19 protein-coding genes are annotated in these 25214 nt (G+C 65.2%); 6 read left to right on the top strand and 13 right to left on the bottom strand.

Annotated features, from left to right (window positions below):
* Window positions 1–7 precede the first annotated feature (7 nt).
* Together QYS36_RS03495 and QYS36_RS03490 are read left to right on the top strand one after the other, a co-directional pair.
* Window positions 8–1933 (top strand): ATP-dependent DNA helicase RecQ, encoded by a 1926-nt coding sequence (locus QYS36_RS03495; RefSeq protein ID WP_308838178.1) that lies wholly within the window; start codon window positions 8–10, stop codon window positions 1931–1933.
* 81 nt (window positions 1934–2014) lie between these two features.
* Complete coding sequence (locus QYS36_RS03490) at window positions 2015–3325, top strand: NTP/NDP exchange transporter (protein ID WP_374990416.1); 1311 nt, start codon at window positions 2015–2017, stop codon at window positions 3323–3325.
* On the opposite strand, the gene QYS36_RS03485 is transcribed toward QYS36_RS03490, so the two are convergent.
* The 13 genes from QYS36_RS03485 to QYS36_RS03425 all read right to left on the bottom strand — a co-directional run bounded on the left by QYS36_RS03485 (window position 3315) and on the right by QYS36_RS03425 (window position 19311).
* Window positions 3315–4199, bottom strand: a complete 885-nt coding sequence (locus QYS36_RS03485; protein ID WP_308838176.1) for a LysR family transcriptional regulator — start codon at window positions 4197–4199, stop codon at window positions 3315–3317. The two genes, QYS36_RS03490 and QYS36_RS03485, sit on opposite strands and share 11 nt — an antisense overlap.
* 60 nt (window positions 4200–4259) lie before the next feature.
* Window positions 4260–7046 (bottom strand): response regulator, encoded by a 2787-nt coding sequence (locus tag QYS36_RS03480; protein ID WP_308838175.1) that lies wholly within the window; start codon window positions 7044–7046, stop codon window positions 4260–4262.
* A gap of 160 nt (window positions 7047–7206) precedes the next feature.
* Window positions 7207–8496, bottom strand: coding sequence for a phosphoribosylamine--glycine ligase (gene purD / locus QYS36_RS03475; RefSeq protein WP_308838174.1), 1290 nt, complete (start codon window positions 8494–8496; stop codon window positions 7207–7209).
* Window positions 8497–8695: 199 nt separating this feature from the next.
* Window positions 8696–10300 (bottom strand): bifunctional phosphoribosylaminoimidazolecarboxamide formyltransferase/IMP cyclohydrolase, encoded by a 1605-nt coding sequence (gene purH, locus QYS36_RS03470; protein ID WP_308838173.1) that lies wholly within the window; start codon window positions 10298–10300, stop codon window positions 8696–8698.
* Between the two features lie 75 nt (window positions 10301–10375).
* Entirely contained in the window at window positions 10376–10696 is a 321-nt protein-coding gene (gene fis / locus QYS36_RS03465; protein ID WP_308838172.1) for a DNA-binding transcriptional regulator Fis, read from the bottom strand.
* Window positions 10693–11691 carry a tRNA dihydrouridine synthase DusB gene (dusB, locus tag QYS36_RS03460; protein ID WP_308838171.1) on the bottom strand — a complete coding sequence of 333 codons (999 nt, stop codon included), beginning with the start codon at window positions 11689–11691 and terminating at the stop codon, window positions 10693–10695. Before dusB ends, fis begins: the two co-directional genes overlap by 4 nt.
* Window positions 11692–11891: 200 nt before the next feature.
* Window positions 11892–13259: a DUF3426 domain-containing protein gene (locus QYS36_RS03455; RefSeq protein WP_308838170.1), complete on the bottom strand. Its 1368-nt coding sequence runs from the start codon at window positions 13257–13259 to the stop codon at window positions 11892–11894.
* A gap of 114 nt (window positions 13260–13373) precedes the next feature.
* The gene (gene prmA, locus QYS36_RS03450; protein ID WP_308838169.1) at window positions 13374–14252 is read right to left on the bottom strand and encodes a 50S ribosomal protein L11 methyltransferase; all 879 of its coding nucleotides are present in this window, start codon (window positions 14250–14252) and stop codon (window positions 13374–13376) included.
* A gap of 67 nt (window positions 14253–14319) precedes the next feature.
* Window positions 14320–15006 (bottom strand): DUF4272 domain-containing protein, encoded by a 687-nt coding sequence (locus QYS36_RS03445; RefSeq protein ID WP_308838168.1) that lies wholly within the window; start codon window positions 15004–15006, stop codon window positions 14320–14322.
* Between the two features lie 77 nt (window positions 15007–15083).
* Window positions 15084–16439, bottom strand: a complete 1356-nt coding sequence (gene accC, locus QYS36_RS03440; RefSeq protein WP_111464273.1) for an acetyl-CoA carboxylase biotin carboxylase subunit — start codon at window positions 16437–16439, stop codon at window positions 15084–15086.
* A gap of 17 nt (window positions 16440–16456) precedes the next feature.
* On the bottom strand, window positions 16457–16912 hold the full coding sequence (gene accB, locus QYS36_RS03435; protein WP_308838167.1) for an acetyl-CoA carboxylase biotin carboxyl carrier protein: 456 nt from the start codon (window positions 16910–16912) through the stop codon (window positions 16457–16459).
* 71 nt (window positions 16913–16983) lie between these two features.
* Window positions 16984–17433 (bottom strand): type II 3-dehydroquinate dehydratase, encoded by a 450-nt coding sequence (gene aroQ, locus QYS36_RS03430; protein ID WP_027909693.1) that lies wholly within the window; start codon window positions 17431–17433, stop codon window positions 16984–16986.
* Between the two features lie 120 nt (window positions 17434–17553).
* Complete coding sequence (locus QYS36_RS03425) at window positions 17554–19311, bottom strand: protein-disulfide reductase DsbD (protein WP_374990413.1); 1758 nt, start codon at window positions 19309–19311, stop codon at window positions 17554–17556.
* Between the two features lie 765 nt (window positions 19312–20076).
* Here QYS36_RS03425 and nirB point away from each other — a divergent pair.
* The 4 genes from nirB to QYS36_RS03405 all read left to right on the top strand — a co-directional run bounded on the left by nirB (window position 20077) and on the right by QYS36_RS03405 (window position 25165).
* A complete protein-coding gene (nirB, locus tag QYS36_RS03420; protein WP_308838165.1) occupies window positions 20077–22650 on the top strand; it encodes a nitrite reductase large subunit NirB in 2574 nt (857 codons plus the stop codon).
* Window positions 22650–23030: a nitrite reductase small subunit NirD gene (nirD, locus tag QYS36_RS03415; protein WP_308838164.1), complete on the top strand. Its 381-nt coding sequence runs from the start codon at window positions 22650–22652 to the stop codon at window positions 23028–23030. Before nirB ends, nirD begins: the two co-directional genes overlap by 1 nt.
* Before the next feature lie 243 nt (window positions 23031–23273).
* A complete protein-coding gene (locus tag QYS36_RS03410) occupies window positions 23274–24032 on the top strand; it encodes a TerC family protein (RefSeq protein ID WP_308838163.1) in 759 nt (252 codons plus the stop codon).
* Between the two features lie 359 nt (window positions 24033–24391).
* On the top strand, window positions 24392–25165 hold the full coding sequence (locus QYS36_RS03405; protein WP_308838162.1) for a type IV pili methyl-accepting chemotaxis transducer N-terminal domain-containing protein: 774 nt from the start codon (window positions 24392–24394) through the stop codon (window positions 25163–25165).
* Window positions 25166–25214 lie beyond the last annotated feature (49 nt).

Here is a 25214-nt window from a genome sequence, read left to right as displayed (position 1 = left end):
ACAGCTCATGTCCACCCTCAAACGTGTCTTCGGTTTCGACCAACTGCGCCCCGGCCAGGAAGCGGTGATCAGCGCCGTGCTCGCTGGCCGCTCGGCGGCGGCGATCTTTCCCACCGGCTCGGGCAAATCCCTGTGCTACCAGTTGCCGGCCCTGCACCTGCCGCACCTGACGGTGGTGGTCTCGCCGCTATTGGCGCTGATGCAGGACCAACTGGCCTTTCTGCACCGCCATGGCATCAGTGCGGCCAGCATCGATTCGGCGCAGAGCCGTGAGCAGGTCAGCGAGACCATGGCCAAGGCCAAGTCCGGTGAGCTGAAGATCCTGATGATTTCGGTCGAGCGCCTGAAGAACGAGCGCTTTCGCAACTTCATCAGTGACGTGCCGATTTCCCTGCTGGTGGTCGACGAAGCCCACTGCATTTCCGAGTGGGGCCACAACTTCCGCCCGGATTACCTGAAGCTGCCGGACTATCAGCGCCAGTTCGGTATTGCCCAGGTGCTGCTGCTCACCGCCACGGCAACGCCGCCGGTGATCAAGGACATGCAGAAGAAATTCGCCATCGCCGCCGAGGATGTAGTCACCACCGGCTTCTACCGGCCCAACCTGAACCTGCTGGTCGAGCCCGTGGCGGGGCGCGACAAGCAGCGCCGCCTCGAGCAGTGGCTGGGCGCCAAGCAGGGCGAGCCGAGCATCGTCTACGTTACCCAGCAGAAGACTGCCGAGCAGGTGGCCGAGCAGCTCAGCCAGCGAGGCTTGTCGGTCAGCGCTTACCATGCCGGCATGGGCCACGAGATTCGCGAGGCGATCCAGCGGCGCTTCATGGCTGGCGAGTTGGGCTGCATCGTCGCCACCATCGCCTTCGGCATGGGCATCGACAAGCGCGACATCCGCAACGTGGTGCATTTCGACCTGCCCAAGTCGGTGGAAAACTACAGCCAGGAAATCGGCCGTGCTGGCCGTGATGGCGAAGCCTCCGACTGCCTGGTGCTGGCCAACCGCGACAGCCTCAACGTGCTGGAGAACTTCGTGTACGGCGATACGCCGGAGCACGACGGCATCGTGCGCGTGCTCGAAGAGATTCGTGGCAACAGCAGTGGCGGGCAGTGGGAAATGACCATCAATGCGCTGAGCGATCACAGCAATATCCGCCAGTTGCCGCTCAAGACGCTGCTGGTGCAGCTGGAGCTGCGCGGCATCATCGCGCCGCGCTACGCCTATTTCGCCGAGTACCGCTTCAAGTACCTGCTCGAGCCCGAGGCGTTGCTGGGCAAGTTCGAAGGCGAGCGGCGGCAGTTCATCGAGGCCATCGTCAGCGCGTCCACGCGGGCGCGTACCTGGTGCACGGTGGATTTCGACGCCCTGTACAACGGCCATCAGGCGCCGCGCGCCCGGGTGGTCAAGGCCCTGGATTACCTGCAGGAGCGCGGCTGGATCGAGCTGGAAAGCAAGCAGATGACCGACGTCTATGCCGTGCTGCAGCCGGATTTCGATATTCAGGCGCTGGCCGCCGAGCTGCACGCCTATTTCCTCGCCCAGGAGAGCAGCGAGATCCGTCGTATCCAGGCCATGCTCGCGCTGTTCGCCAGTGAGCACTGCCTGAGCCATCGGCTGGCCGTCTACTTTGGCGATGAACAAGCGCCGCAGCACTGCGGGCATTGTTCGGTGTGCCGTGGTCAGGTCGCCCAGCTGCCCGAGCCGCCCGTGCTGAAGCCCCTGGCCAGCCTGGATCGCGAGGCGCTGTGCGGCGCATTCATCAGCAAATACCAGAGTGCCCGCGGCGCTGAGTTGCCCAGCAACGAATGCCTGGCGCGCTTTCTGTGCGGCATCAGCGTGCCGCTGTTCACCCGCCTCAAGGCCCGGCAGATCAACGGTTTCGCCGTCCTGGAAGACTACCCTTACGGCGAGATTCGCGCCTGGCTGGCCGGCGGCTGAGGGCCTGTCGACGGGCGGCCCTGGCTACGTGGGCCATACTGCAAGGCTTCGCCGCCCGGATCTTCAACCATGAATGCTTGCATGCCCCAGCGCCTGGCCCGCGCCATCAATGCGCAGCCCGCCGAGTTGACCGCCGCCCTGGCCGGCTTTGCGCTGTTCTTCTGCCTGTTCTGCGGCTACTTCATGCTGCGACCGATCCGCGAGTCGATGGGCATCCAGGCCGGGGTGGAAAACCTGCAGTGGCTGTTCACCGCGACCTTCGTGGTGATGCTCTTGGCGGTGCCACTGTTCGCCTGGCTCAACTCGCGGGTGCCGCGCATCCGCTTCATCGACTGGGTGTACGGCTTCTTCTGCGTCAACCTGCTGGGTTTCGCCGTGGCGTTCAGCCTGATGGCCGACAGCCTGTGGCTGGCGCGGACGTTCTACGTGTGGATCTCGGTCTACAACCTGTTCGTGGTCTCGGTGGCCTGGAGCCTGATGGCCGACGTGTTCGACTCGCCCCAGGCCAAGCGGCTGTTCGCCTTTATCGCCGCGGGCGCCAGCGTTGGCGGTCTGCTCGGCCCGGCGCTGAGTGCGTTGCTGGTCGGCAGCATCGGCGCCAGCGGCCTGGTGCTATTGGCTGCGCTGCTGCTGGCCGCGGCCCTGGTGCTCAAGCATTACCTGATGGGCTGGCGCGAACGGGCCGGTGCCGGGCGGCCGGGAGCCAGCCTGACGGAGAGCCCTCGGCGCCCGGTGGCGGGCAATCCGTTCAGCGGCATGACGCGGGTATTCAAATCGTCCTATCTGCTGGGCATCTGTGCCTTCGTGATCCTGCTCGCCACGGTCACCACCTTTCTGTACTTCGAGCAGGCGCGGCTGGTCGCTGAACGCTTCCCTGATCGCGATGCCCAGGTGCGGGTGTTCGGACTGATCGATTTCGTGGTCCAGGCCGGTGCGCTGCTGGCCCAGCTGTTCATCACCGGTCGCGTTGCCCAGCGCCTCGGCGTACGCAGCCTGCTGGCCGCGGTGCCGATGCTGATGTGCGTGGGCTTTCTCGCCCTGGCCCTGGCGCCGACCTTCGTGGTGCTGGCTGGCTTGATGATCGTGCGGCGTATCGGTGAGTACGCCTTCGTGCGGCCGGGCCGGGAAATGCTCTTCGCGCCGCTGGATGCCGAGAGCAAGTACAAGGCCAAGAACTTCATCGACACCGTGGTCTACCGCGGCGGCGATGCGCTCAGCGGCTGGGCCAAGAGCCTGATCGACATGCTCGGCTATGGCGTGGCGTTGATCGCGCTGGTCGGCGCCCTCTGTGCGGCGCTCTGGGGGCTGCTGGGCTGGTACCTGGGCGGCCGGGCGGATCGCGGCGAAACCGGCACGTCGGCGGCCGAGCGCGAGGTAGCGGTCAGGCGTTGATCAGCGTGCGCGCCTCGCCGAAGCAGGCTTCGGCGAGCGGCGAGCGAGGTGCGCCGCGGCGCATGATCAGGCCCAGCGGCGCCAGGGTATGGGCGTCCTCGATGGGGGTGAGGATCAGCTCGTTGGTGAACTCGGCCAGGCCGTTCTGCAGCGGCATGATCGAGCAGCACAGGCCGGCGCTGACCGCCTGCAGCAACTGGTGAACGGCATCGGTTTCCAGCTTGGGCAGCGGCGTCAGCCCCCGGGAGCGGAAGCTGTGGTCGATCGACTGGCGAAAGTGCATGCCAGCCGACAGCAGGCCCAGGGGCAGGTCGATCAGGCTTTCCCAGCGCAGGGTGGTTTCGCTGAACTGGAAATGCCGGCGGTCGTACAGCAGCCCCATGCGCGTGGCGGCCAGCTCCAGGCTGTCGAAGTGCTCGCGGTCGAGGCGATCCAGATACGATAGGCCCAGGTCGAGCTGGTTGCTGCCCAGGCGCTCGAGAATCTGGTCGCTGCTCAGGGCGAACAGCTGAAAGCGCAGCCCCGGATGCTGCTCGGCGAACAGCCGTACCAGTGCCATCGGGTCGAAGCCGGACAACGGCACCACGCCCAGGCGCAGGGTGCCGACCAGCTGGCCGCGGCAGGCGGCGGCCTCGGCGTACAGGCCGTCGTGGGCGGCCATCAGACTGCGCGCCCAGGCCAGTACCCGCTCGCCTTCGGCGGTGAAGCCCTCGAAGCGTTGGCCGCGGCGCACCAGTTCCAGGCCCAGTTCGTTCTCCAGGTTGCGCAGGCGCATCGACAGGGTCGGCTGGGTGACGTGGCAGCGGGTCGCCGCCTGGCCGAAATGGCGGGTCTCGTCGAGGGCGATCAGAAACTTGAGCTGCTTGATATCCATGGGCGCTCTATCGGCAGGGTAGGCGGTGCCTGGGCGGCGTGGAAAATTCTAGCAGCCGCATCAGGAAACGACGGTATCGTCCCGGGCCTGGGGCTGGCGCTCGCCCACCCAGTATTCGATCAGGTCGCGCAGCTGCGAGAGCTCCACCGGCTTGGCCATGTGGCCGTCCATGCCGGCCTGGCGGGCGCGCTCCTTGTGCTCGCTGAGGATGTGCGCGGTCAGCGCGACCACCGGCGTACGCGGGCGGCGCTCGGCGATCTCCCAGGCGCGCAGCTGCTCGGTGGCGGAAAAGCCGTCCATCACCGGCATTTCGCAATCCATCAGCACCAGGTCATAGCGCTGGGTCTTCATGGCATTCAGGGCTTCCTCGCCATTGCTCGCCGTGTCCGGCTTGAGGTTGAGCTTGCCGAGCATGCCGCGGATCACCTTGGTGGAGATGCTGTTGTCCTCGGCCACCAGAATGCGGAAGTCCTCGGGCACCTCCAGGGTTGCCGGGCTGGCCAGGGCGGGGGCATCCGGGCCGCGCTGGCGCTGGGCGAGCTCGTCGGCCAGGGTGGCCTTGAGGGTGTAGCCGGCCACCGGCTTGGCGAGAATGCGCTTGATGCCGGCGTTGCGCGCGATGATCTTGCTCGGTGCATGGCTGATGCCGGTGAGCATGATGATCAGGATGTCGTTGTTGAGGCTCGGGTCTTCCTTGATCTTGGCGGCCAGCTGCATGCCGCTCATGCCCGGCATGTCCTGGTCGAGCAGCACCACGTCGAAGTATTCGCGCATGTGCGCACGGGTGCGCAGCAGCGCCAGCGCCTCCTTGCCCGACGGCACGCTGCTGACGTTCATGCCCCAGGCATTGCACTGCTGCAGCAGCACCTTGCGGCAGGTGTCGTTGTCGTCCACCACCAGCAGGCGGGTGCCCTGCAGGGTGCCGTCGATATCGGTGCTCGGCTGCTGCAGGCGGGCGTCATCCAGGGGCAGGGTCAGCCACAGGGTGGAGCCCTGGGTGCCGCCGCTCTGGATACCGAACTCGCCGCCCATCAGCAGAATCAACTGGCGGGCGATGATCAGCCCCAGGCGGCTGCCCAGGCGGGTGGCCGAGAGGAAGTCGCGGCTCTGCAGCTCGGTGTTGAGCAGCGCATCGCGCTCGCTGGCATTGAGCGGGTGGCCGCTGTCCTGCACGGCGAAGCGCAGGCGCGGCTGCTCGCCGCTGGTATCGAGGGCGACCACCAGCAGGATCTCGCCTTCGCTGGTCTGCTTGAAGGCGTTGTCGAGCAGGCTGAGGAGGATCTGTCGCAGGCGCGTCGGATCGCCACTGGCGATGCGCGGCACCTGGGGCTGGATGAAGCTGATCAGCTCGATCTTCTGCAGCTCGGCCTTGGCGCGGAAGATGTCCAGGCAGTCCTCGGTCAGGGCGTTGAGGTCGAACTGCACGTCGTCCAGCTCGATCTGCCCCGACTCCAGCTTGGAAATGTCGAGAATCTCGTTGATCAGGTTGAGCAGCTCGTTACCGGAGCTGTGAATGGTCTGCACGTAATCGCGCTGCTTGGCCGACAGTGGCGTGCCGAGCAGCAGCTCGGTCATGCCCAGCACGCCGTTCATGGGCGTGCGGATCTCATGGCTGATCTTGGCCAGAAATTCGGCCTTGGCCCTGAGCTCGGCGTCACTGGCGACCAGCGCGGTGCGCGCTCGCGACGCGGCGCGCTGCAGCTGGCGCTGGTGCTCGGCGAGGGCGGCGCTGAGCACCACGCCGCTCAGCGTGGCGATGGTGAACACGCCGATGACCAGCCAGCCCGGGTCGAGCTGGTCGAAGCCGAACAGGATCGGGATGAACAGGCCGAAGCCGACGTTGAACACCACCATGGCGACGACCAGCAGGCGCGCCGACTGGTAGCCGTTGTGCCAGTGCACGCCGCTGACCAGCAGGACCGCCAGGGTGCCCAGGAACACCAGCAGGTAGACCACTGCGCTGTACCAGAGCAGCCCGGTGATCAGGATGGTCAGGCCCAGCAGCAGCGTTACCAGGGCGTGCCCCTGCAGGACGAGATTGAGCTTGCTGCGCTGCATCGGCGTGTTGCGGAAGAAGCCGAGCACGAACGCTGACAGGCAGAACGCCGCGATCAGCGCGCTGGTGTCGGCGATCAGCGACTGGTTGTAACCCAATCGCGGCACCCAGGCCGCCAGTAGCCCCAGGTTGGCGGCTGCGCACACCGCCAGCCCGGCATGCAGCCCGGCGAGCCACAGGCTGCAGGCCGAGCGGATGTAGGCGAAGCGGATCAGGTTGTAGACCACCACCAGCAGCAACGCGCCGAGCAGGGCGCCAAACAGGTAGGCCGGTTTTTCCAGGCTGACCAGCTCGGCCTCGTCGATGACCTTGAACCAGGCCATCAGCGGGTGGTTGGAGGTCATCCGCACATAGACTTCCCGGGCCTGCCCGTCGTTGGGCAGCGACATCAGGTAAGCCCGCGAGGGCAGCGGCCGCGAGCTCATCGGCATCGACTCGCCGCTGTGCACGGTCTGCTCGATCAGCGCGCCGTTGAGCAGGTAGTAATCGAGAAACTGTACCCGTGGGGCGAACAGCCACAGCCAGTAGGGGGCCTGGTGCTCGGGCACGTCGAAACGCAGCCACACGGCTTTTTCACTGGGCGGGTAGGTGAAAGCGAGGTCATCGAGGGGCAGGAACTGATTGCGCCGGCTGCGCACGTCGTCCAGGTTCAGCTGGGCACTGTCGTCGACGAATACCGACCAGCCGGTGGCATAGGGCGTGACCGCGCGCTGCGCCGCCGTGCTCGACAGGCAGACGCCGGCCAGCAGCAGGCTGACGAGTAGACCTATGGCGATCCTGAGCCGTCGCACGTGGCAATCCCTTTTAGGTTATACGGCTGAATTATAGCCAGCCGAGGTGGCACAGACTATGACACTGAAACCCTATCCTGACAGCCAGGCCGTCCGCTTCAGCGGCTGCCTGTGGTATTGCCGATGGGCGGCATCGCGCGATGCCGCCCATCGTGTCGCATCAGTTGTCGCCGCGCTCGCGGGCGATTGCCCGGTAGCCGATGTCGTTGCGGTGGAACATGCCGTTCCAGCGAATCTTCTCGGCCAGGCGGTAGGCCTGCTGCTGGGCGTCCGCCACGCTGGCGCCAATGGCGGTGGCGCACAGCACGCGGCCGCCAGCGGTCACCACCTGACCGTCCTGCAGGGCGGTACCGGCATGGAACACCTTGCCTTCGAGCTGAGCGGCGTCATCCAGGCCCTCGATGACATCGCCCTTGGCGTAGTCGCCCGGGTAGCCACCGGCCGCCAGCACCACGCCCACGGTCGGTCGCGGGTCCCAGGTCGCTTCGACCTTGTCCAGGGCCTTGGCCAGTGCAGCCTCGACCAGCAGCACCAGGGAGCTTTCCAGGCGCACCATGATCGGCTGGGTTTCCGGGTCGCCAAAGCGGCAGTTGAACTCGATGACCTTTGGCGCACCGGCCTTGTCGATCATCAGCCCGGCATACAGGAAACCGGTGTAGACGTTGCCTTCAGCCGCCATGCCGCGCACGGTCGGGTAGATCACTTCGTCCATCACCCGCTTGTGCACTGCGGCGGTGACCACCGGTGCCGGCGAGTAGGCGCCCATGCCGCCAGTGTTCGGGCCGCTGTCGGCATCGCCAACGCGCTTGTGGTCCTGGCTGGTGGCCATCGGCAGCACGTTCTGGCCGTCGACCATGACGATGAAGCTGGCTTCCTCGCCATCGAGGAATTCCTCGATCACCACGCGCGCGCCGGCGTCACCGAAGGCGTTGCCGGAGAGCATGTCGCGCACCGCGTCCTCGGCTTCCTGCAGGGTCATGGCGACGATCACGCCCTTGCCCGCCGCCAGGCCGTCGGCCTTGATGACGATCGGTGCGCCTTTCTCGCGCAGGTAGGCCAGGGCCGGCTCGACCTCGGTGAAGTTCTGGTAGTCGGCCGTCGGGATGTTCTGGCGGGCCAGGAAATCCTTGGTGAAGGCCTTGGAGCCTTCCAGCTGGGCGGCGGCGGCGGTGGGGCCGAAGATGTCCAGGTCGCGGGAGCGGAACAGGTCGACCACACCTTTGACCAGCGGCGCTTCCGGGCCGACGATGGTCAGCTGCACGTTCTTTTCGGCGAAGTCGGCCAGCGCCTGGATATCCAGTACGTCGATGGCCACGTTCTCGCACTTGGCCTCGGTGGCGGTGCCGGCGTTGCCGGGGGCGACGAACACCTTGGCGATGCGCTTGTCCTGCGCCACTTTCCAGGCCAGGGCGTGCTCACGACCGCCGCTGCCGATGATCAATACGTTCATGTCTCTCTCCCAATGGAGGCGGGCTTTGAGCCCGCGTGGTGGATAAGCGAAGCGTTATCCACCCTACAAATTCCGAGGTCGCGATCGGGCGGGTAGATGCAAGGCGCTGCTGGCTTCGATAAGCGGAGTTGCCTGGTGGCAATGAGCATTATCGGAGCTAGCTGCAACGCCGCAGATGCCTGACCGAGTGCGGCCGATTTTAGTGTCTGAAATGGCGCATGCCGGTGAACACCATGGCAATACCTGCTTCGTCGGCGGCGGCGATCACTTCGTTGTCGCGCATCGAGCCACCCGGCTGGATCACCGCGGTGATGCCGGCCTTGGCGGCATTGTCGATGCCGTCGCGGAACGGGAAGAAGGCGTCCGAGGCCATTACTGCGCCCGGTACCGGCAGGCCGGCGTGCTCGGCCTTGATGCCGGCGATGCGCGCGGAGTTGACGCGGCTCATCTGGCCGGCGCCGACGCCGACGGTCTGGCGGTTCTTGGCGTACACGATGGCGTTGGATTTGACGAACTTGGCCACTTTCCAGGCGAAGATCAGGTCATGGACTTCCTGCTCGCTCGGCGCGCGCTGGGTGACGATCTTCAGGTCGTCGGCGCTGATCATGCCGATATCGCGGCTCTGCACCAGCAGGCCGCCGTTGACGCGCTTGTAGTCCCAGCCCGGCGCACGGGTAGCTGGCCACTCGCCGCACTCGAGCAGGCGCACGTTGGCCTTGGCGGCCACCACTTCACGGGCCGCTGCGCTGATTTTCGGCGCGATGATCACTTCGACGAACTGGCGCTCGACGATGGCCTTGGCGGTTTCGCCATCCAGCTCGCGGTTGAAGGCGATGATGCCGCCGAACGCCGACTCGGTGTCGGTGGCGTAGGCCAGGTCGTAGGCCTTGCGGATGCCGCCTTCGTCTTCCGGCACCACGGCAACGCCGCACGGGTTGGCGTGCTTGACGATCACGCAGGCCGGCTTGACGAAGCTCTTCACGCATTCCAGCGCGGCGTCGGTGTCGGCCACGTTGTTGAACGACAGTTCCTTGCCCTGCAGCTGCACGGCGGTGGCCACGCAGGCTTCATCGGCATGCTCGACGTAGAACGCCGCCTGCTGGTGCGGGTTCTCGCCGTAGCGCATGTCCTGCGCCTTGATGAACTGGGTGGTGAAGGTGCGCGGGAACAGGCTACGGTCTTCGGTGGACAGGCTGTCGCGGCCCTGGTCGATGGTGCCCAGGTAGTTGGCGATCATGCCGTCGTAGGCGGCGGTGTGCTCGAAGGCCTTGAGGGCCAGGTCGAAGCGCTGGGCATAGCACAGGCCACCGATTTTCAGGGAGTCGATGACTGCTTTGTAGTCGCCGGCATTGACCACGATGGCCACGTCTTTGTGGTTCTTGGCGGCCGAGCGCACCATGGTCGGCCCGCCGATATCGATGTTCTCGATGGCGTCGGCCAGGTCGCAACCCGGCTTGGCGACGGTGGCGGCGAAGGGGTACAGGTTGACTGCCACCAGGTCGATCGGCTTGATGCCGTGCTCGTCCATCACCGCGCCGTCGAGGGCGCGGCGACCGAGGATGCCGCCATGGATCTTCGGGTGCAGGGTCTTCACCCGGCCGTCCATCATTTCCGGGAAGCCGGTGTAATCGGCCACTTCCACTGCTGCCACGCCGTTGTCCTTGAGCAGCTTGTAGGTGCCGCCCGTGGAGAGGATTTCCACGTTGAGGGCGACGAGCTCGCGGGCGAATTCGAGGATGCCGGTCTTGTCGGACACGCTGATCAGCGCACGGCGGACGGGGAGGCGGGTGGTCTGGTCGGTCATTACAGGATCCATCAGCAGGGGAATCAGTAAAAAGGGCGGCTCATCAAGGCCGCCCTTCTTCAGGATTTCGGTGATTTACAGCAGATCATACTGCTTGAGTTTCTTGCGCAGGGTGCCGCGGTTCAGGCCCAGCAGTTCCGAGGCCTTGGTCTGGTTGCCCTTCACGTAGTTCATGACGGTCTCCAGCAGCGGGGCTTCCACTTCGGTGAGTACCAGGTTGTAGACGTCGGTGACGTCCGCGCCCTCAAGGTGAGCGAAGTAGTTGTGCAGGGCTTTCTCGACGCTGCCGCGCAGGGTCTGGCCTTCTTCGCTCGGGGTATTGAGGTGCTGTTTCAAACTGGCGTTGTCGCTCACGGGTGCAATCCCACTTCCAAAAGTCTCGGTCAACATTGTCATGCGGCAGCCTCTTTTTCGTCGTTGTAGCGCTCACCGAAGAACTGGCGAACACTTGCACATTGCGCCTCCTGGCTGTCCAGACGATTGAATTGGGCACGGAATTCGCGGGCGCCGGGCAGCGTCGCGAGGTACCAGCCCACATGCTTGCGAGCGATGCGCACGCCCATCACATCGCCATAGAAGGCGTGCAGGGCGGCGAGATGCTCGAGCAGAATGCGTTCGATCTCGGCCAGCGCAGGGGCCGGGCAATGGGCTCCGGTGCGCAGGTAATGCTCTATTTCTCTGAAAATCCACGGGCGGCCCTGGGCCGCCCGACCGATCAGCAGGCCATCGGCACCGGTGGCGGCCAGCACCTGGGCGGCCTTTTCCGGTGAGTCGATGTCGCCATTGGCCAGTACCGGAATCGATACGGCCTGCTTGATCGCGGCGATGGTGTCGTACTCGGCTTCGCCGGTGTACAGGTCGGCGCGGGTACGGCCATGCACGGCCAGGGCGACGATGCCGCACTGCTCGGCAATCCGCGCGACTTCGACGCCATTCTTGTTCTGTCGGTCCCAGCCGGTGCGAATCTTCAGCGTGACCGGGACATCGACCGCAGCCACCACTGCCTCGAGAATCGCCTGGACCAGCGGCTGATCCTTGAGCAGCGCGGAGCCGGCCGCCTTGTTACAGACCTTCTTGGCCGGGCAACCCATGTTGATGTCGATGATCTGGGCGCCCAGCTGCACATTGGCGCGGGCTGCCTCGGCGAGCATCTGCGGGTCACCGCCGGCGATCTGTACCGAGCGTGGCTCCGGATCGCCGCTGTGGATCATGCGCAGGCTCGACTTGCGGGTATTCCACAGGCGCACATCGCTGGTGACCATCTCCGATACCACCATGCCGGCGCCGAGGCGACGACAAAGCTGCCGGAATGGCTGATCGGTGACGCCGGCCATGGGGGCCAGGATCAGTCGATTGGGCAATGTATAGGGGCCGATGCTTAGCGCCGACATAGGGCTTCCCTGCTCAAGAGACATGCTGTTGAGGTCAGTAGGAGGGTGCGAAAGGGGGGAGATCATACCCGCTCTGAATGACCGGATAAAGCTGGTTTTGAACAAAATCTGAACAGTTGGGCTGCGCTACCCGCTCGGCTTGGCGGATGGCCGCGATACAGACGGCCGCCCGCGCGCTGCCGCCTATCGGCTGGCGAGCATTACTCCGGCGAGTGGAAGTTGAGGCTGTAGTTCACCGCGCGGGCGCCCGGGTCGAGGATGTCGAGGGCGATATGGATCGGTGTCTGCGGCGGCATTTCCGCCTGGCCGGCCAGTTCGCCGGCCAGGTACTCGCTGGGCTTGAAGCGGCGGCTGGCGATCAGCTGGCCGTTGAGATCGGCGAAACGCATCTCCAACAGCGGAAATGGCTGCGAGAACGGCGCGCGATTGTAGAGGATCGCGTCAACGACCAGGGCACCGCTGAACTCCGGATGGCTGCGTACCACCAGGTTGCTGCTCTTGATCTGGTCGATATCGACCTTCGATGGCAGGCTGCAGCCAAGGGTCGGACAGATCTGTTCGAACCACGGGCGGTACTGATCCTGGCGGGCCAGTTCGGCGTAGTGATAGATCACGTATTGGCCAGCCAGCGCGGTGGCGGCCAGCAGGTTGAGCAGGCCCCAGCCGATCCAGCGGCCCCAGGGCTTGCGCGGTGGGCGCCAGTCGAGCTGCAGCGGTTCCTCTTCGAGCTCGAACAGGGCGTCGCCGCGCAGGTTCGGCTCGGCGCGTGCGCGGGTTTTCTGTGCTTTCGAGGGTGCCGGTGGCGGTGGTTCGGGTGCGTCTTCCTGGTGCGCGTCAATCACCGGATCGGGCTCGGGCTCGTCATCGCGCTGCGCATTCAGGCTGAAGAGCGGCTCGTCCTCGTCACGGCTTGCGACGACTGGCTTGGTCGGCGCGAGCACATCACGCAGGCCGGGCGTCTTGGGCAGCGGTGGCACCTGTTCCGGCGGCTGGGTGCTGATCGGCGGTTTGCCGAAATCGATACTGGGTGCCTGGCGCTCGGCGAGCGGCTCTAGCGCCAGCTTGCTGACGGGTGGGTCGTCACGCAGCAGGGCTTCGGCCCAGCGCTCGTCCTCGGCGGGCTCATCATCGTCCTGGTCGTCGAAACGCGGCGTTTGCCGGGTCGGCAGGTCGAGTTCGAGGAACTGCCGCGACAGCTGCTGTTCCTGGGCTTCGAGTTTGGCCAGCTCTTCGTCGAGGTCCAGGTCATCGAGATCCAGATCGTCATGAATCCACAGCGTGCCGTCGTCGGCCTTGCCAGCTGGCTTGGCAGGCGGCGGTGGGGCTGCTGCAATGCTCGGTGCTGGTGCTGGTGCTGGTGCTGGTGCTGGTGCTGGTGCTGGTGCTGCCGGGGCGGCCTTGCGCATGTCCGGAATGTTATGACCCTGCTCGCGCAGTTGGCGTGCGGCATTGAATACCTGCAGGCAGGCGCCGCAGCGCACCGAACCCTGGGCGACGGCAAGCTGGGCCAGGTTCACGCGGAAACTGGTGCTGCAGTTCGGGCATTGGGTCACGAAGCTTTCGGTCATGCTGAATCCGACGGCCGCAGGGCGGCAAAAACGGGGCGATAGTCTAACCCAACAGATTGCAAAAGCAGCATTAAGTGCCGCGCCCGCCAATGCGGTCACGGCATGGCCACTGGCTTAGCGGCGAACGCCGCTGATGCGCACCCAGCCGTCCAGGGTGGCGGTAGGGTCGAGTTGGAAGTGGGCGGCGTAGGCGGCGCGCACTTCTTCGGCCTGTTCAGCGAGAATGCCCGAGAGGGCCAGGCGGCCGCCGCGCTTGACCAGCCCGGTGATCTGCGGGGCCAGGCTGACCAGTGGGCCGGCAAGAATGTTGGCGACCACCACGTCCGCCTGCTCCTGGGGCAGGTCGGCCGGCAGGTAGACCGGGAAACGCTCCTCGGCGATGCCATTGCGCCCGGCGTTATCGCGCGACGCTTGCAAAGCCTGTGGGTCGATGTCGGTACCGACCGCGCGCGGCGCGCCGAGCAGCAGGGCGGCGATGGCCAGGATGCCCGAGCCGCAGCCGAAATCCAGCACGCTGCAGCCTTCCAGCGCCTGCCCGTCGAGCCATTGCAGGCACAGCGAGGTGGTTGGGTGGGTACCGGTGCCGAACGCCAGGCCCGGGTCGAGCAGCAGGTTGACGGCGTCCGGCTCCGGCGCTTCATGCCAGCTCGGCACGATCCACAGGCGCTGACCGAAACGCATCGGTGCGAAGCCGTCCATCCAGCTGCGCTCCCAGTCCTGATCCTCGATGCGCTCGATATGGTGTTCCGGCAAGTCGCCGCCGGTCAGCAGGCGCAGATGGGCGATCAAGGCGTCGGCGTCGGTATCGGCTTCGAACAGGGCGAGCAGGTGGGTGTGGCTCCACAATGGCGTGGTGCCCAGGTCGGGCTCGAAGATCGGCTGGTCTTCGGCATCCATGAAGGTCACGGACACCGCGCCGACTTCCAGCAGGGCATCTTCATAGGTGGGCGCCTGCTCGGGCGTGATGGCGAGGCGCAGTTGTAGCCAGGGCATGGAAGGCTCCGGTGAGGGCGGCCGTCAGCGCAGGGCTGGCGGCGGCAGGGTGATGGCCAGGGCGGGTTCAGGTGCTGACGTCGGGGTTGTCCCAGTCGTCCTGGCCGTCGTTGTCGATAAGCCAGTTTAAGGCCGCGTGGCGCTCCATGACTACGCTGGGGTTGAGGCCGGCCGGCATGGCTGCCTGCTTCAGGCGCGCGTCCACGCAGGCCCAGTGATAGCGGTAGATCAGATCGGCTTCGTCGAGGATGCTGGCGATGTCGCGCAGTTTGGTCGTGGCCATGAACGTGGCGAAGTCGGGGTGCTGCGCCACCGCCTGGATGGCGAAGTCGCAATCGATGGCGTGGTCGGGAAAGTCCAGTTCGTCCACCACGCCCAGCGCCCACAGCAGCACCCAGTAGGCCTCGTACTTCCAGACCATGTTGACCACGTCCTGCTCGTCACCCTGGTTACCGAGGATGCGCACTTCGTTGGGCGTCAGCCCGTCGATGCTGTACTGCTCCAGCAGTTCCTGGCACCACTGCGCGGTCTCTGGCGTGTACTGGCCGGCCTGGCGGTCGCAGGCCGCCTGGATGGCGATCAGGCAGGCGATGGCGCGCCGGGCGATATCCTCGGCGCTGCGCGCGCGCACCTCGCTGGCCGCTTCGATCATCGGCAGATGCTCGATATAGGGAATACCGGCTGCCTCGAGTCGGGCGATGGAGGCCTGCTTGCGCGCCTCGGGCGTCAGGTTGCCTTGGCAAGAACCGTTCATGTCGCCTCCTTTACAGGCTTTGAAATGCAAAAGGGGAGCGGCCTCGGCCGCTCCCCTTCTGGTGGTGCTGGACGCGCTTAGTGCTTGTCCATGCCCAGTTTCTTCTCGAGGTAGTGGATGTTGATGCCACCCTCGCAGAAACCCTTGTCACGAACCAGATCACGGTGCAACGGCACGTTGGTCTTGATGCCGTCGATGACGATCTCGTCGAGGGCATTGCGCATACGCGCCATGGCTTCGTCGCGGGTCACCCCGTAGGTGATCAGCTTGCCGATCAGCGAGTCGTAGTTCGGCGGTACCGAGTAGCCGCTGTACAGGTGCGAGTCGACCCGTACGCCAAAGCCGCCTGGGGCGTGGAAGTGCTTCACCTTGCCGGGGCAGGGCATGAAGTTATCCGGGTCTTCGGCGTTGATACGGCACTCCAGGGCGTGGCCCAGCAGCTTGATGTCTTCCTGCTTGTACGACAGCTTGTTGCCCGCGGCGATGCTGAGCATCTCCTTGACGATGTCGATACCGGTGACCATTTCGGTAACCGGGTGCTCGACCTGGACGCGGGTGTTCATCTCGATGAAGTAGAAACGGCCATCTTCATAGAGGAACTCGAAGGTGCCGGCACCGCGGTAGCCGATTTCGATACAGGCATCGACGCAGCGCTTGAGCACTTCGGCGCGGGCCTTCTCGTCGATCAGCGGCGCCGGGGCTTCTTCCAGCACCTTCTGGTGACGGCGCTGCAGCGAGCAGTCGCGGTCGTAAAGGTGGATGGCGTTGCCCTGGCCGTCGGACAGCACCTGGACTTCCACGTGACGCGGATTGCCGAGGAACTTCTCCAGGTAGACCATCGGGTTGCCGAACACCGAGCCCGCTTCGCTGCGGGTGAGGCGTGCCGACTTGATCAGGTCTTCTTCCTTCCAGACCACGCGCATGCCGCGACCACCGCCGCCGCCAGCGGCCTTGATGATCACCGGGTAGCCGACTTCGCGGGCGATGCGCAGCGATTCTGCTTCATCTTCCGGCAGCGGGCCGTCGGAGCCAGGCACCACCGGTACGCCGGCCTTGATCATGGCGTCCTTGGCCGACACCTTGTCGCCCATCAGGCGGATGGTGTCAGCTTTCGGGCCGATGAAGGCGAACCCGGAGTTTTCCACTTGTTCGGCGAAATCGGCGTTTTCCGCGAGGAAGCCGTAGCCGGGGTGGATGGCGGTGGCACCGGTGAGCTCCGCGGCGCTGATGATCGCCGGGATGTTCAGGTACGACAGGTTGCCCGGCGCCGGGCCGATGCACACCGATTCGTCGGCCAGGGCCAGGTGCATCAGCTCGCGGTCGGCGGTGGAGTGCACGGCCACGGTCTTGATGCCCAGTTCCTTGCAGGCACGCAGGATGCGCAGGGCGATCTCGCCGCGGTTGGCGATCAGAACTTTTTCCAGCTTCTGCATTACGGGTTCCCCGTGCATCAGACGATGGTGAACAGCGGTTGATCGTATTCCACCGGCTGGCCGTTCTCGCCCAGGATGGATTCGATCGTGCCGCTGGTTTCGGCCTCGATGTGGTTCATCATCTTCATCGCTTCGACGATGCAGAGGATGTCGCCTTTCTTCACGGTCGAACCGACTTCAACGAAGTTGCCCGAGGTCGGCGAAGCGGCGCGGTAGAAGGTACCGACCATCGGCGAGCGCACCACGGTGCCGTTCAGTTTGGCAGCGGCTGGCGCAGCGTCAGCGGCAGCAGCAACCGGAGCGGCGGCGGCAGCGACCGGGGCAGGAGCCGGCGCGTAGGTCGGCTGGGCGTAGGTCGGTTGCTTGCCATGACGGCTGATGCGTACGGACTCTTCGCCCTCTTTGATTTCCAGCTCGTCGATGCCGGACTCTTCCAGCAACTCGATCAGTTTTTTGACTTTGCGAATATCCATAGGTGTTCAACTCCCAGTCTGGTCAGGGTCGTTCAAGTTTGCGAATGAACCGCCGCGCAAAGGCGCCGGTATCAGGTGTTTTTGCTCGCCAGTTGCTCCAGCGACGCTTCCAGCGCCAGGCGATAGCCCGTGGCGCCGAGGCCGCAGATCACGCCTACCGCCACGTCGGAAAAGTAGGAGTGGTGCCGGAAAGGCTCACGCTTGTGCACGTTGGACAGGTGCACTTCGATGAATGGGATGCTCACTGCCAGCAATGCGTCACGTAACGCGACGCTGGTGTGGGTGAAAGCCGCCGGGTTGATGATGATGAAGTCGACGCCTTCGCCGCGGGCCGCGTGGATGCGTTCGATCAGCTCGTACTCGGCGTTGCTCTGCAGGTGCAGTAGATGGTGGCCGGCTTCGCGGGCGCGCTGCTCGAGGTCGAGGTTGATCTGCTCCAGCGTGGTGGCGCCATAGGTGCCGGGCTCTCGGGTGCCGAGCAGGTTCAAATTGGGGCCGTGCAAAACCAGCAGGGTCGACATGATCCGGGCTTCCTTCTTTTTAGCTGCGCGGACTCTGCCAGAATTGCCGTGGGGCTGTCCAGTTTTTGGGAGTAGTCAGCACGATCCAAGCAGGGTTGGCTGGATATGTGACCGAATTGCTTAAAAACGTTCTCGCGCCTTGCCCAGGCGCTCGGCAAAGCCCGCGGCGTCGATCTCGCCAACTACACGCAGATCGTGCATTTCCTTGCCGCTGGCGGCGAACAGCTGAATCGCCGGCGGGCCGAATAGCTGATAGCGATCGAGCACCGCGCGTTGCGCGGCGGTGCTGTCGGTCATGTCGAAGCGCAGCAGATGGTAGTCGGCCAGTTGCGGGCCGATCTGGGTGGAATTGAATACTTCACGCTCGATCTTCTTGCAGCTGATGCACCAGTCGGCGTACCAGTCGAGCAGCAGCGGTTGGCCGCTGCTCTTGGCTTGCGCCAAGGCGGCGTCCAGCTCAGCGGGCGTGCTGACGGTCTGCCAGCTGCCAGCGCTCGCGGTGCTCGCCTGGCCGGCATTGATGCCGCTGCCGAGTGGGCGCAGCGGGTCATCACGGCCTTGCAGAGCGCCAGTCCAGGCGGCGAGTGCATAGACCAGCAGCGCCAAGCCGAGCAACTGGGCGAGTTTGCCCCAGGCGTTTTTCGACGTGAATTCCAGGGCGCCGAGAAACAGCGCGACGCCCGCGGCCAGCAGCCCCCACAGGGCCAGAGACAGCTCACCCGGCAACACGCGCTCGAGCAGCCATACCGATACGCCCAGCAGCATCACGCCAAAGGCGTTGCGTACGGCGACCATCCAGGTACCGGACTTGGGCAGCAGGGCGCCGCCGCCGGCAGCAAAGATCACCAGCGGCGTGCCCATGCCCAGGCCCAGGGCGAACAGCTGCAGGGCGCCGCCCACGGCATCGCCAGTGCTGCTTATATAAAGAAGCAGCGCGGTGAAGGGCGCCGTGATGCACGGCGAGACGATCAGGCTGGAGAGCACGCCCAAGGTCGCGGCGCCGGCGATGGTGCCGCCCTGGGTTTGCGCCGCCTTGCGGTCCAGGCGCTCGCGGATGAACGCCGGCAGGCGCAGCTCGAAGACGCCGAACATGGCCACCGCGAACAGCGCGAAGAACAGTGCGAAGGGCACCAGAATCCATGGCGACTGCAGCATCGCCTGCAGGTTGAGCTTGGCGCCGAACAGGCCCATCAGGGCGCCAAGCGCCGCGTAGCAGGCGGCCATCGGCAGCACGTAGGCCAGCGACAGCACCAGGCCACGGCTCCTGCTCGGCCGACCGCGCAGCACCACGCCAGAGAGGATCGGCAGCATCGGCAGTACGCAGGGGGTAAAGGTCAGGGTCAGGCCGGCGGCGAACATCAGCGCCAGGTCGGCCCAGCTCCAGCTGGCCTTGCTCTGAGCGCCCCCGGCAAGGCCACCATTGATGGCCAGTATCTCTGTCTCAGGTGGGTAGCACAGGCCCTTGTCGGCGCAGCCCTGGTAGCTGACGGCAATGTCCAGCGGCTGGTTGTCCGGGTTGTTCAGCGGCACTTCGACGTCCAGCACCTCGTAGAACACCTGCACGTCGCCGAAGTACTGGTCGTTCTTGTGCAGGCCTTCCGGCACCTCGACGGGCGCGCCGGCGAGGTCGGCCGGTTCGACCTTGAACTTGAACTGGTGGCGGTACAGGTAATAGCCCTCGGCCGCGACGAAGCGCAGGGTTGCCGAGGTCGGCGTGCTGTTCACGACGCTGAGCTTGAAGGCCTCGCGTACCGGCAGGAAGTCGGCACTGTTGTTAAGCGCCTGGCCGAGCGGCGCAGCATTCGGGCGACTGTCGAACACCCCGGCGCCGGCAGGCAGGACGACAAGCAACAGCAGCAGGCAGATAAAACGTGGCATGGGCATCTCATGGGGCAGTTATCGCGCCATGATAACGGAGCCAGCGCGTCGCGCCATGGGCTGCGCTGTAAGTGGCCGTTGCGCCTGGCGGATGGTGCGCGCCTTGGCGCTGTGCTGCTGCGACACAAGGCCGCGGGGCGCGCTTTTGTGGGAGCGGGCGGGGCCGCCTGGTCCATGCCCGCGAAATTCGGGCGCATGGCGCCCTCCCACAGGGGTGATGGAGCGAGTGGGTGAAATCCATGGCCGGCGATGGGTTTCAATGTGCGTTGCGCACATCCCATGGGCTGACCACGGCCTGCTGCGCGGATGTGCATGTGGGAGCGGGCGGGGACGCCTAGTCCATGCCCGCGAAATTCGGGCGCATGGCGCCCTCCCACAGGGGGATGGGGCGAGTGGGTGAAATCCATGGCCGCCGATGGGGTTCAATGTGCGTGCCCAGGCTTGCCTCGAATACCCGCTGGTTGCCCCGATATGGTGAGTTTCAGGGCTTTTTGCTTCATCTTGGTTCGCGTCCTGCGCCAGCCGCTTCGGCGTGCGCGCGCCCGGCAAGGCCGTGTTCACTGGCCTCCCGGTATTTTCAAAGCCTTGGCATGCAAACTGCTATCGACCCTGTGCACCCATCATCGATGGGGCCGGTGAACAGGCCACGACCTGATGCTCACCCCACATAACTGAATCCAAGGCAAAGACGCCTGAAGCTGACAACAGCTCCAGGCGTCTTTTTTTTTGCGTGGCAGAAAACAGGCAGCAGGCAGAGGGCAGGCTATGAACTCCATCGTCACACCGATCAAGCGCGAGACCCTGATCGTCATCGGCAACGGCATGGTCGGCCACCACTGCGTCGAGCAGCTGATCGCCAGCGGCGCGCTGCATCGCTATCAGCTGCACGTGTATGGCGAGGAGCGCCAGCGCGCCTATGACCGTGTGCACCTGTCCGAGTACTTTTCCGGCAAGGATGCCGAAGCCCTGGCCCTTGGCGAGGCTGATCTGTACGCCCGCCACGGCGTGCACCTGCACCTGGGCGAGCCGGTGCTGGAGATCGACCGCGAGAAGTGTGAAGTGGTCACCAGCAAGGGCCGGCGCAGCTACGACCGCCTGGTGCTGGCCACCGGCTCCTACCCCTTCGTACCGCCGATTCCGGGCGCCGAGGGCAATTCGCGCCTGGTCTACCGCACCCTGGATGACCTCGACGGCATCCGCGCTGCGGCGACCAACGCCCGCCGTGGCGTGGTGGTCGGCGGCGGCCTGCTTGGCCTGGAGGCGGCCAACGCCCTCAAGTCCCTGGGCCTGGAAGCCCACGTGGTGGAGTTCGCACCACGGCTGATGCCGGTACAGCTGGATGCCGACGGCGGCGACGCGCTGCGGGCGCGCATCGAGGCCCTTGGCGTTGGCGTGCACCTGTCGCGCGCCACCCAGGAGATCGTCATCGGCGAGGAATACGCCTACCGGATGAACTTCAATGATGGAGCTGATGGTAAATGTGAGTATCTGGAAACCGACCTGATCGTGTTCTCCGCCGGCATCCGCCCGCAGGATGCTCTGGGGCGTGCCGCCGGCCTGGATATCGCCCCGCGCGGTGGCGTGGTGGTCGACAACGATTGCCGCAGCAGTGACCCGTTCATTTATGCCATCGGCGAATGTGCCTCCTGGAATGGCATGGTCTTCGGCCTGGTCGCGCCGGGCTATTCCATGGCCCGTGCGGTGGCCGCGCAATTGGCCGGCGAGCCCCATGAACCCTTTACCGGCGCCGACATGTCGACCAAGCTCAAGCTGCTGGGCGTCGACGTCGGCTCCATCGGCGATGCCCATGCCGCCACGCCGGGGGCCAAGAGCTACCGCTACATCGACGAAGCGGGCGCCAGCTACCGCCGGTTGGTGGTCTCGGCGGATGGCCAGCGGGTCATCGGCGCGGTGCTGGTCGGCGACAACAGCTACTACGACACCCTGCTGCAGTACGCCCAGAACGGCATCAAGCTGCCGGCCGATCCGTCGAGCCTGATCCTGCCGGTCTCCGACGGTGCGCCGACCCTGGGTGCCGATGCGCTGCCGGCTACCGCGACCATTTGCTCCTGCCACAACGTCAGCAAGGGCGCGGTGTGCTGCCAGGTCGACGCCGGCATCATCGACCTCGGCGAACTGAAGGCCATCACCAAGGCCGGCAGCGGTTGCGGTGGCTGCAGCGCCTTGCTCAAGCAGGTCTTCGAGCACGAGCTGAGCGCCCGTGGCGTGGCGGTGGACAAGAGCCTCTGTGAGCACTTCGCCCATACCCGCCAGGAGCTGTACGCCATCGTCCGGGTGGAAGGCGTGCTCAGTTTCGAGGAGCTGCTGGCCAAGCACGGTCGCGGCCATACCGGCTGCGATATCTGCAAGCCGGCAGTCGGTTCGATCCTCGCTTCGTGCTGGAACCAGCCGATCACCGACCCGGCGCTGATTCCACTGCAGGACACCAACGACACCTTCATGGCCAACATGCAGAAGAACGGCACCTACTCGGTGGTGCCGCGGATTCCCGGTGGCGAGATCACCCCGGACGGGCTGATCGCCATCGGCGCGGTGGCGAAGAAATACGACCTCTACACCAAGATCACCGGCGGCCAGCGCATCGACCTGTTCGGCGCGCAGCTGCACGAGCTGCCGGAGATCTGGAGCGAGCTGATCGCCGCCGGCTTCGAGACCGGGCATGCCTACGGCAAGTCGCTGCGTACCGTGAAGTCCTGCGTGGGCAGCACCTGGTGCCGCTACGGCGTGCAGGACAGCGTCGGCATGGCGCTGCGCCTGGAGGACCGCTACAAAGGCCTGCGCGCGCCGCACAAGATCAAGTTCGCGGTCAGCGGCTGCACCCGTGAGTGCGCCGAGGCGCAGAGCAAGGACATCGGCGTGATCGCCACCGACAAGGGCTGGAACCTCTACGTGTGCGGCAACGGCGGCATGCGCCCGCGGCACGCCGAGCTGCTGGCCACCGACCTGGATGACCAGGCGCTGATCCGTACCATCGACCGCGTGCTGATGTTCTACATCCGCACCGCCGACAAGCTGCAGCGCACGTCGGTATGGCGCGAGTCGCTGGAGGGCGGCCTGGATTACCTCAAGGCGGTGATCCTCGATGACAGCCTGAACCTGGCCGCCGAGCTGGAGGCGCAGATGCAGCTGGTGGTCGACCGCTACGAATGCGAATGGGCCGGTGCTCTTAACGATCCGGAGAAGCTCAAGCGCTTCCGCACCTTCGTCAACGACAAGCGCGCCGACCCGGACATTCATTTCGTCAAGGAGCGCGGCCAACGCCGGCCGATTACCGCCAGCGAACTCCAGCTGATTCCCGTTACCGAGGAGGTACTCTGATGAGCCAGCCCAATGCCGTGCGTGCCCAGTCGCTTCCCGCCACCACCTGGCAACCGCTGTGCCGCAGCACCGACCTGGTCGCCAATTCCGGCGTGGTGGCCTGGCACGATGGCGCGCAGATCGCGCTGTTCCATTTGCCGGACGGCGAAGCCGGCGAGCAGCTGTTCGCGGTGGACAACCGCGACCCGAAATCCGGCGCCAACGTGATCGGCCGCGGCCTGGTCGGCCAGATCAAGGGCGACCTGGTGATCGCCTCGCCGCTCTACAAACAGCACTTCCGCCTGCGCGACGGCACCTGCCTGGAGTACCCGGAGCAGCGCTTGCGGGTGTGGCCGGTGCGCCTCAATGGCGACAGCGTGGAGATCGGCCAGGCGGGCTGACGGTCGGTGCCGTGCCCAACCGGGCACGAGATTGGCGCGGGCGATCGCAATGGATCATGGCGTTGCGCCGTCGGTTCAGCCTCTATCGGTGCTGTTCGTCGGCTGCCTGAGCAGGCGCAAAGGCCCGTCCAGCGGGCATTCCAGTTCGGTAATAAAGAGAAATGATTTGTCGCAAATTGTCATATTCGTCGTTATGGCAAAAGCCCAGAATGCGCTTTCTGTTCAGCCATAAAGTGCGTGATCGTGGACTATATCCTGCAATTGACGAGCGACCCCGCTGCCTGGGTCGCACTGGCCACCCTGGTGGTCATGGAAGTGGTACTGGGCATCGACAACCTGATCTTCATTTCCATCCTCACCAACAAGCTGCCCGAGCATCAGCGCTCCAAGGCGCGTCGCCTCGGTATCGGCGCGGCACTGGTCCTGCGCCTGGCCCTGCTGGGCACCGTGGCGTGGATCGTCAAGCTGGTCGACCCGGTGATCGAGCTGTTCGGCCAGGCGTTCTCCTGGAAGGACATCATCCTGATCGCCGGTGGCCTGTTCCTGCTGTGGAAGGCCACCAAGGAAATCCACCACGCCATGGACCCCGAGCCCGAAGGCGACATGTTCGTTGGCCGTGCGGCCACCGTTGGCTTCGGTGCGGTGATCGTGCAGATCCTGCTGCTCGACCTGGTGTTCTCGGTCGACAGCATCATCACCGCCGTGGGCATGACGCCCCACGTGCCGATCATGGTGGTCGCCGTGGTCGCCGCCGTGACCGTGATGCTGCTGGCTGCCGATCCGCTGGCGCGCTTCATCAACAGAAACCCCACCGTGGTGATGCTGGCGCTGGGCTTCCTGATCATGATCGGCATGACGCTGATCGCCGAAGGTTTCGGCGCTCACGTGCCGAAGGGCTATCTGTACGCGGCAATGGCGTTCTCGGCGGTCATCGAGGGCCTCAACATGCTGTCCCGTCGCGCCAAGCGCAAGGCCAGTGCGCAGAGCAAGATCACCTCGTGATGCCAGCCCTCGGGCGCCTGTTCCGGCAGGCGCCCGAGGCGCCATTGCTTCCCCCTGCCATGTCCGCCTCACCTCCCGGGCCGCTCTGCTAACGATCGACAGCCATGGCGATCTTTTCGTCCGCTTCGGCTTTTGCGTGGCCAGCCTGTCTGCGCCGCGTTCGATGGGGTAATGTGACCGCCGTCACCAATCTCCAATCTGACTGACCTTCCAGCTGTCATTTAGCCATCTGTGGCGGGCCAGTTGCGCGCGTATGGATTAGAATCCGTTGCATTGTTGGCGTCGAAAAGCTGGCAGCCGAGGCTGCCTGACGATCCCTTATTTCAGCCGATAGCGCCGCTGCGCGTGAGGAGCAAGAGTTGATCAAACGTTGCGTGCAGGCCCTGGTGCTGGGCCTTGGCCTGGTCAGTTTCGCCAGTTGGGCGGAAATGGCGCCGCTGGAAGCGATGAACATGGCCGGCCTGCAGCGCAGCCTGGGGCAGATCATGGCCAAGGATTACATGATGATCGGCTCCGACGTGAAGGTTGATGATGCCACCGAGCAGCTCAACACCAGCGTCGCGCGGTTCGAGGATCACCACGCCAAGCTCAAGGCCCACCCGACCAACAGCGAAGTGCAGGCCGCCCTGGCGCAGGTCGAAGTGATCTGGATGGCCTACCGCCCCATGGTCACCGCCACGCCGGACAAGGCCCAGGCGCCGGCCGTGCTGGCCAAGGCCGAAGAACTGGTCAAGCAGACCCAGCACGTCACCGACCTGTTCGAGAAGCACAACGGCGACGCCGCGTCCCACTCGATCAACCGCAGTGGCTGGAACCGTGTGCTTACCCAGCGCACCGCGATGTTCTACATGGCCCGCGCCTGGGGCGTGCAGGCGCCGAACCTGGATGCCAACTTCGAGGCGTCGGTACAGGAGTTCGATCAGATCATGAAGGAGCTGCAGGCCGCTGGCGCGCCGAACCAGGAGATCGCCGCCGCCCTGCGCAAGACCGACGCGCGCTGGCAGTTCGCGACCAAGGCTTTCGCCTCCAAGGAATTCGTGCCGACCATCGTGGCGGTGAATGCCGAGTCGATGTTCCGCCAGCTCAACGAAATGACCCGCCTCTACGCCGGCCTCAAGGGCGACCAGTTGTAAGCGGCGGGCAAGCGGCCGCCTGCCAGGCTGCTTTGCCGCAGGCGGTACT

The sequence above is a fragment of the Pseudomonas sp. G34 genome (assembly GCF_031119625.1).
GTDB lineage: Bacteria > Pseudomonadota > Gammaproteobacteria > Pseudomonadales > Pseudomonadaceae > Aquipseudomonas.
This window is presented reverse-complemented; position numbering and strand designations above follow the sequence as displayed.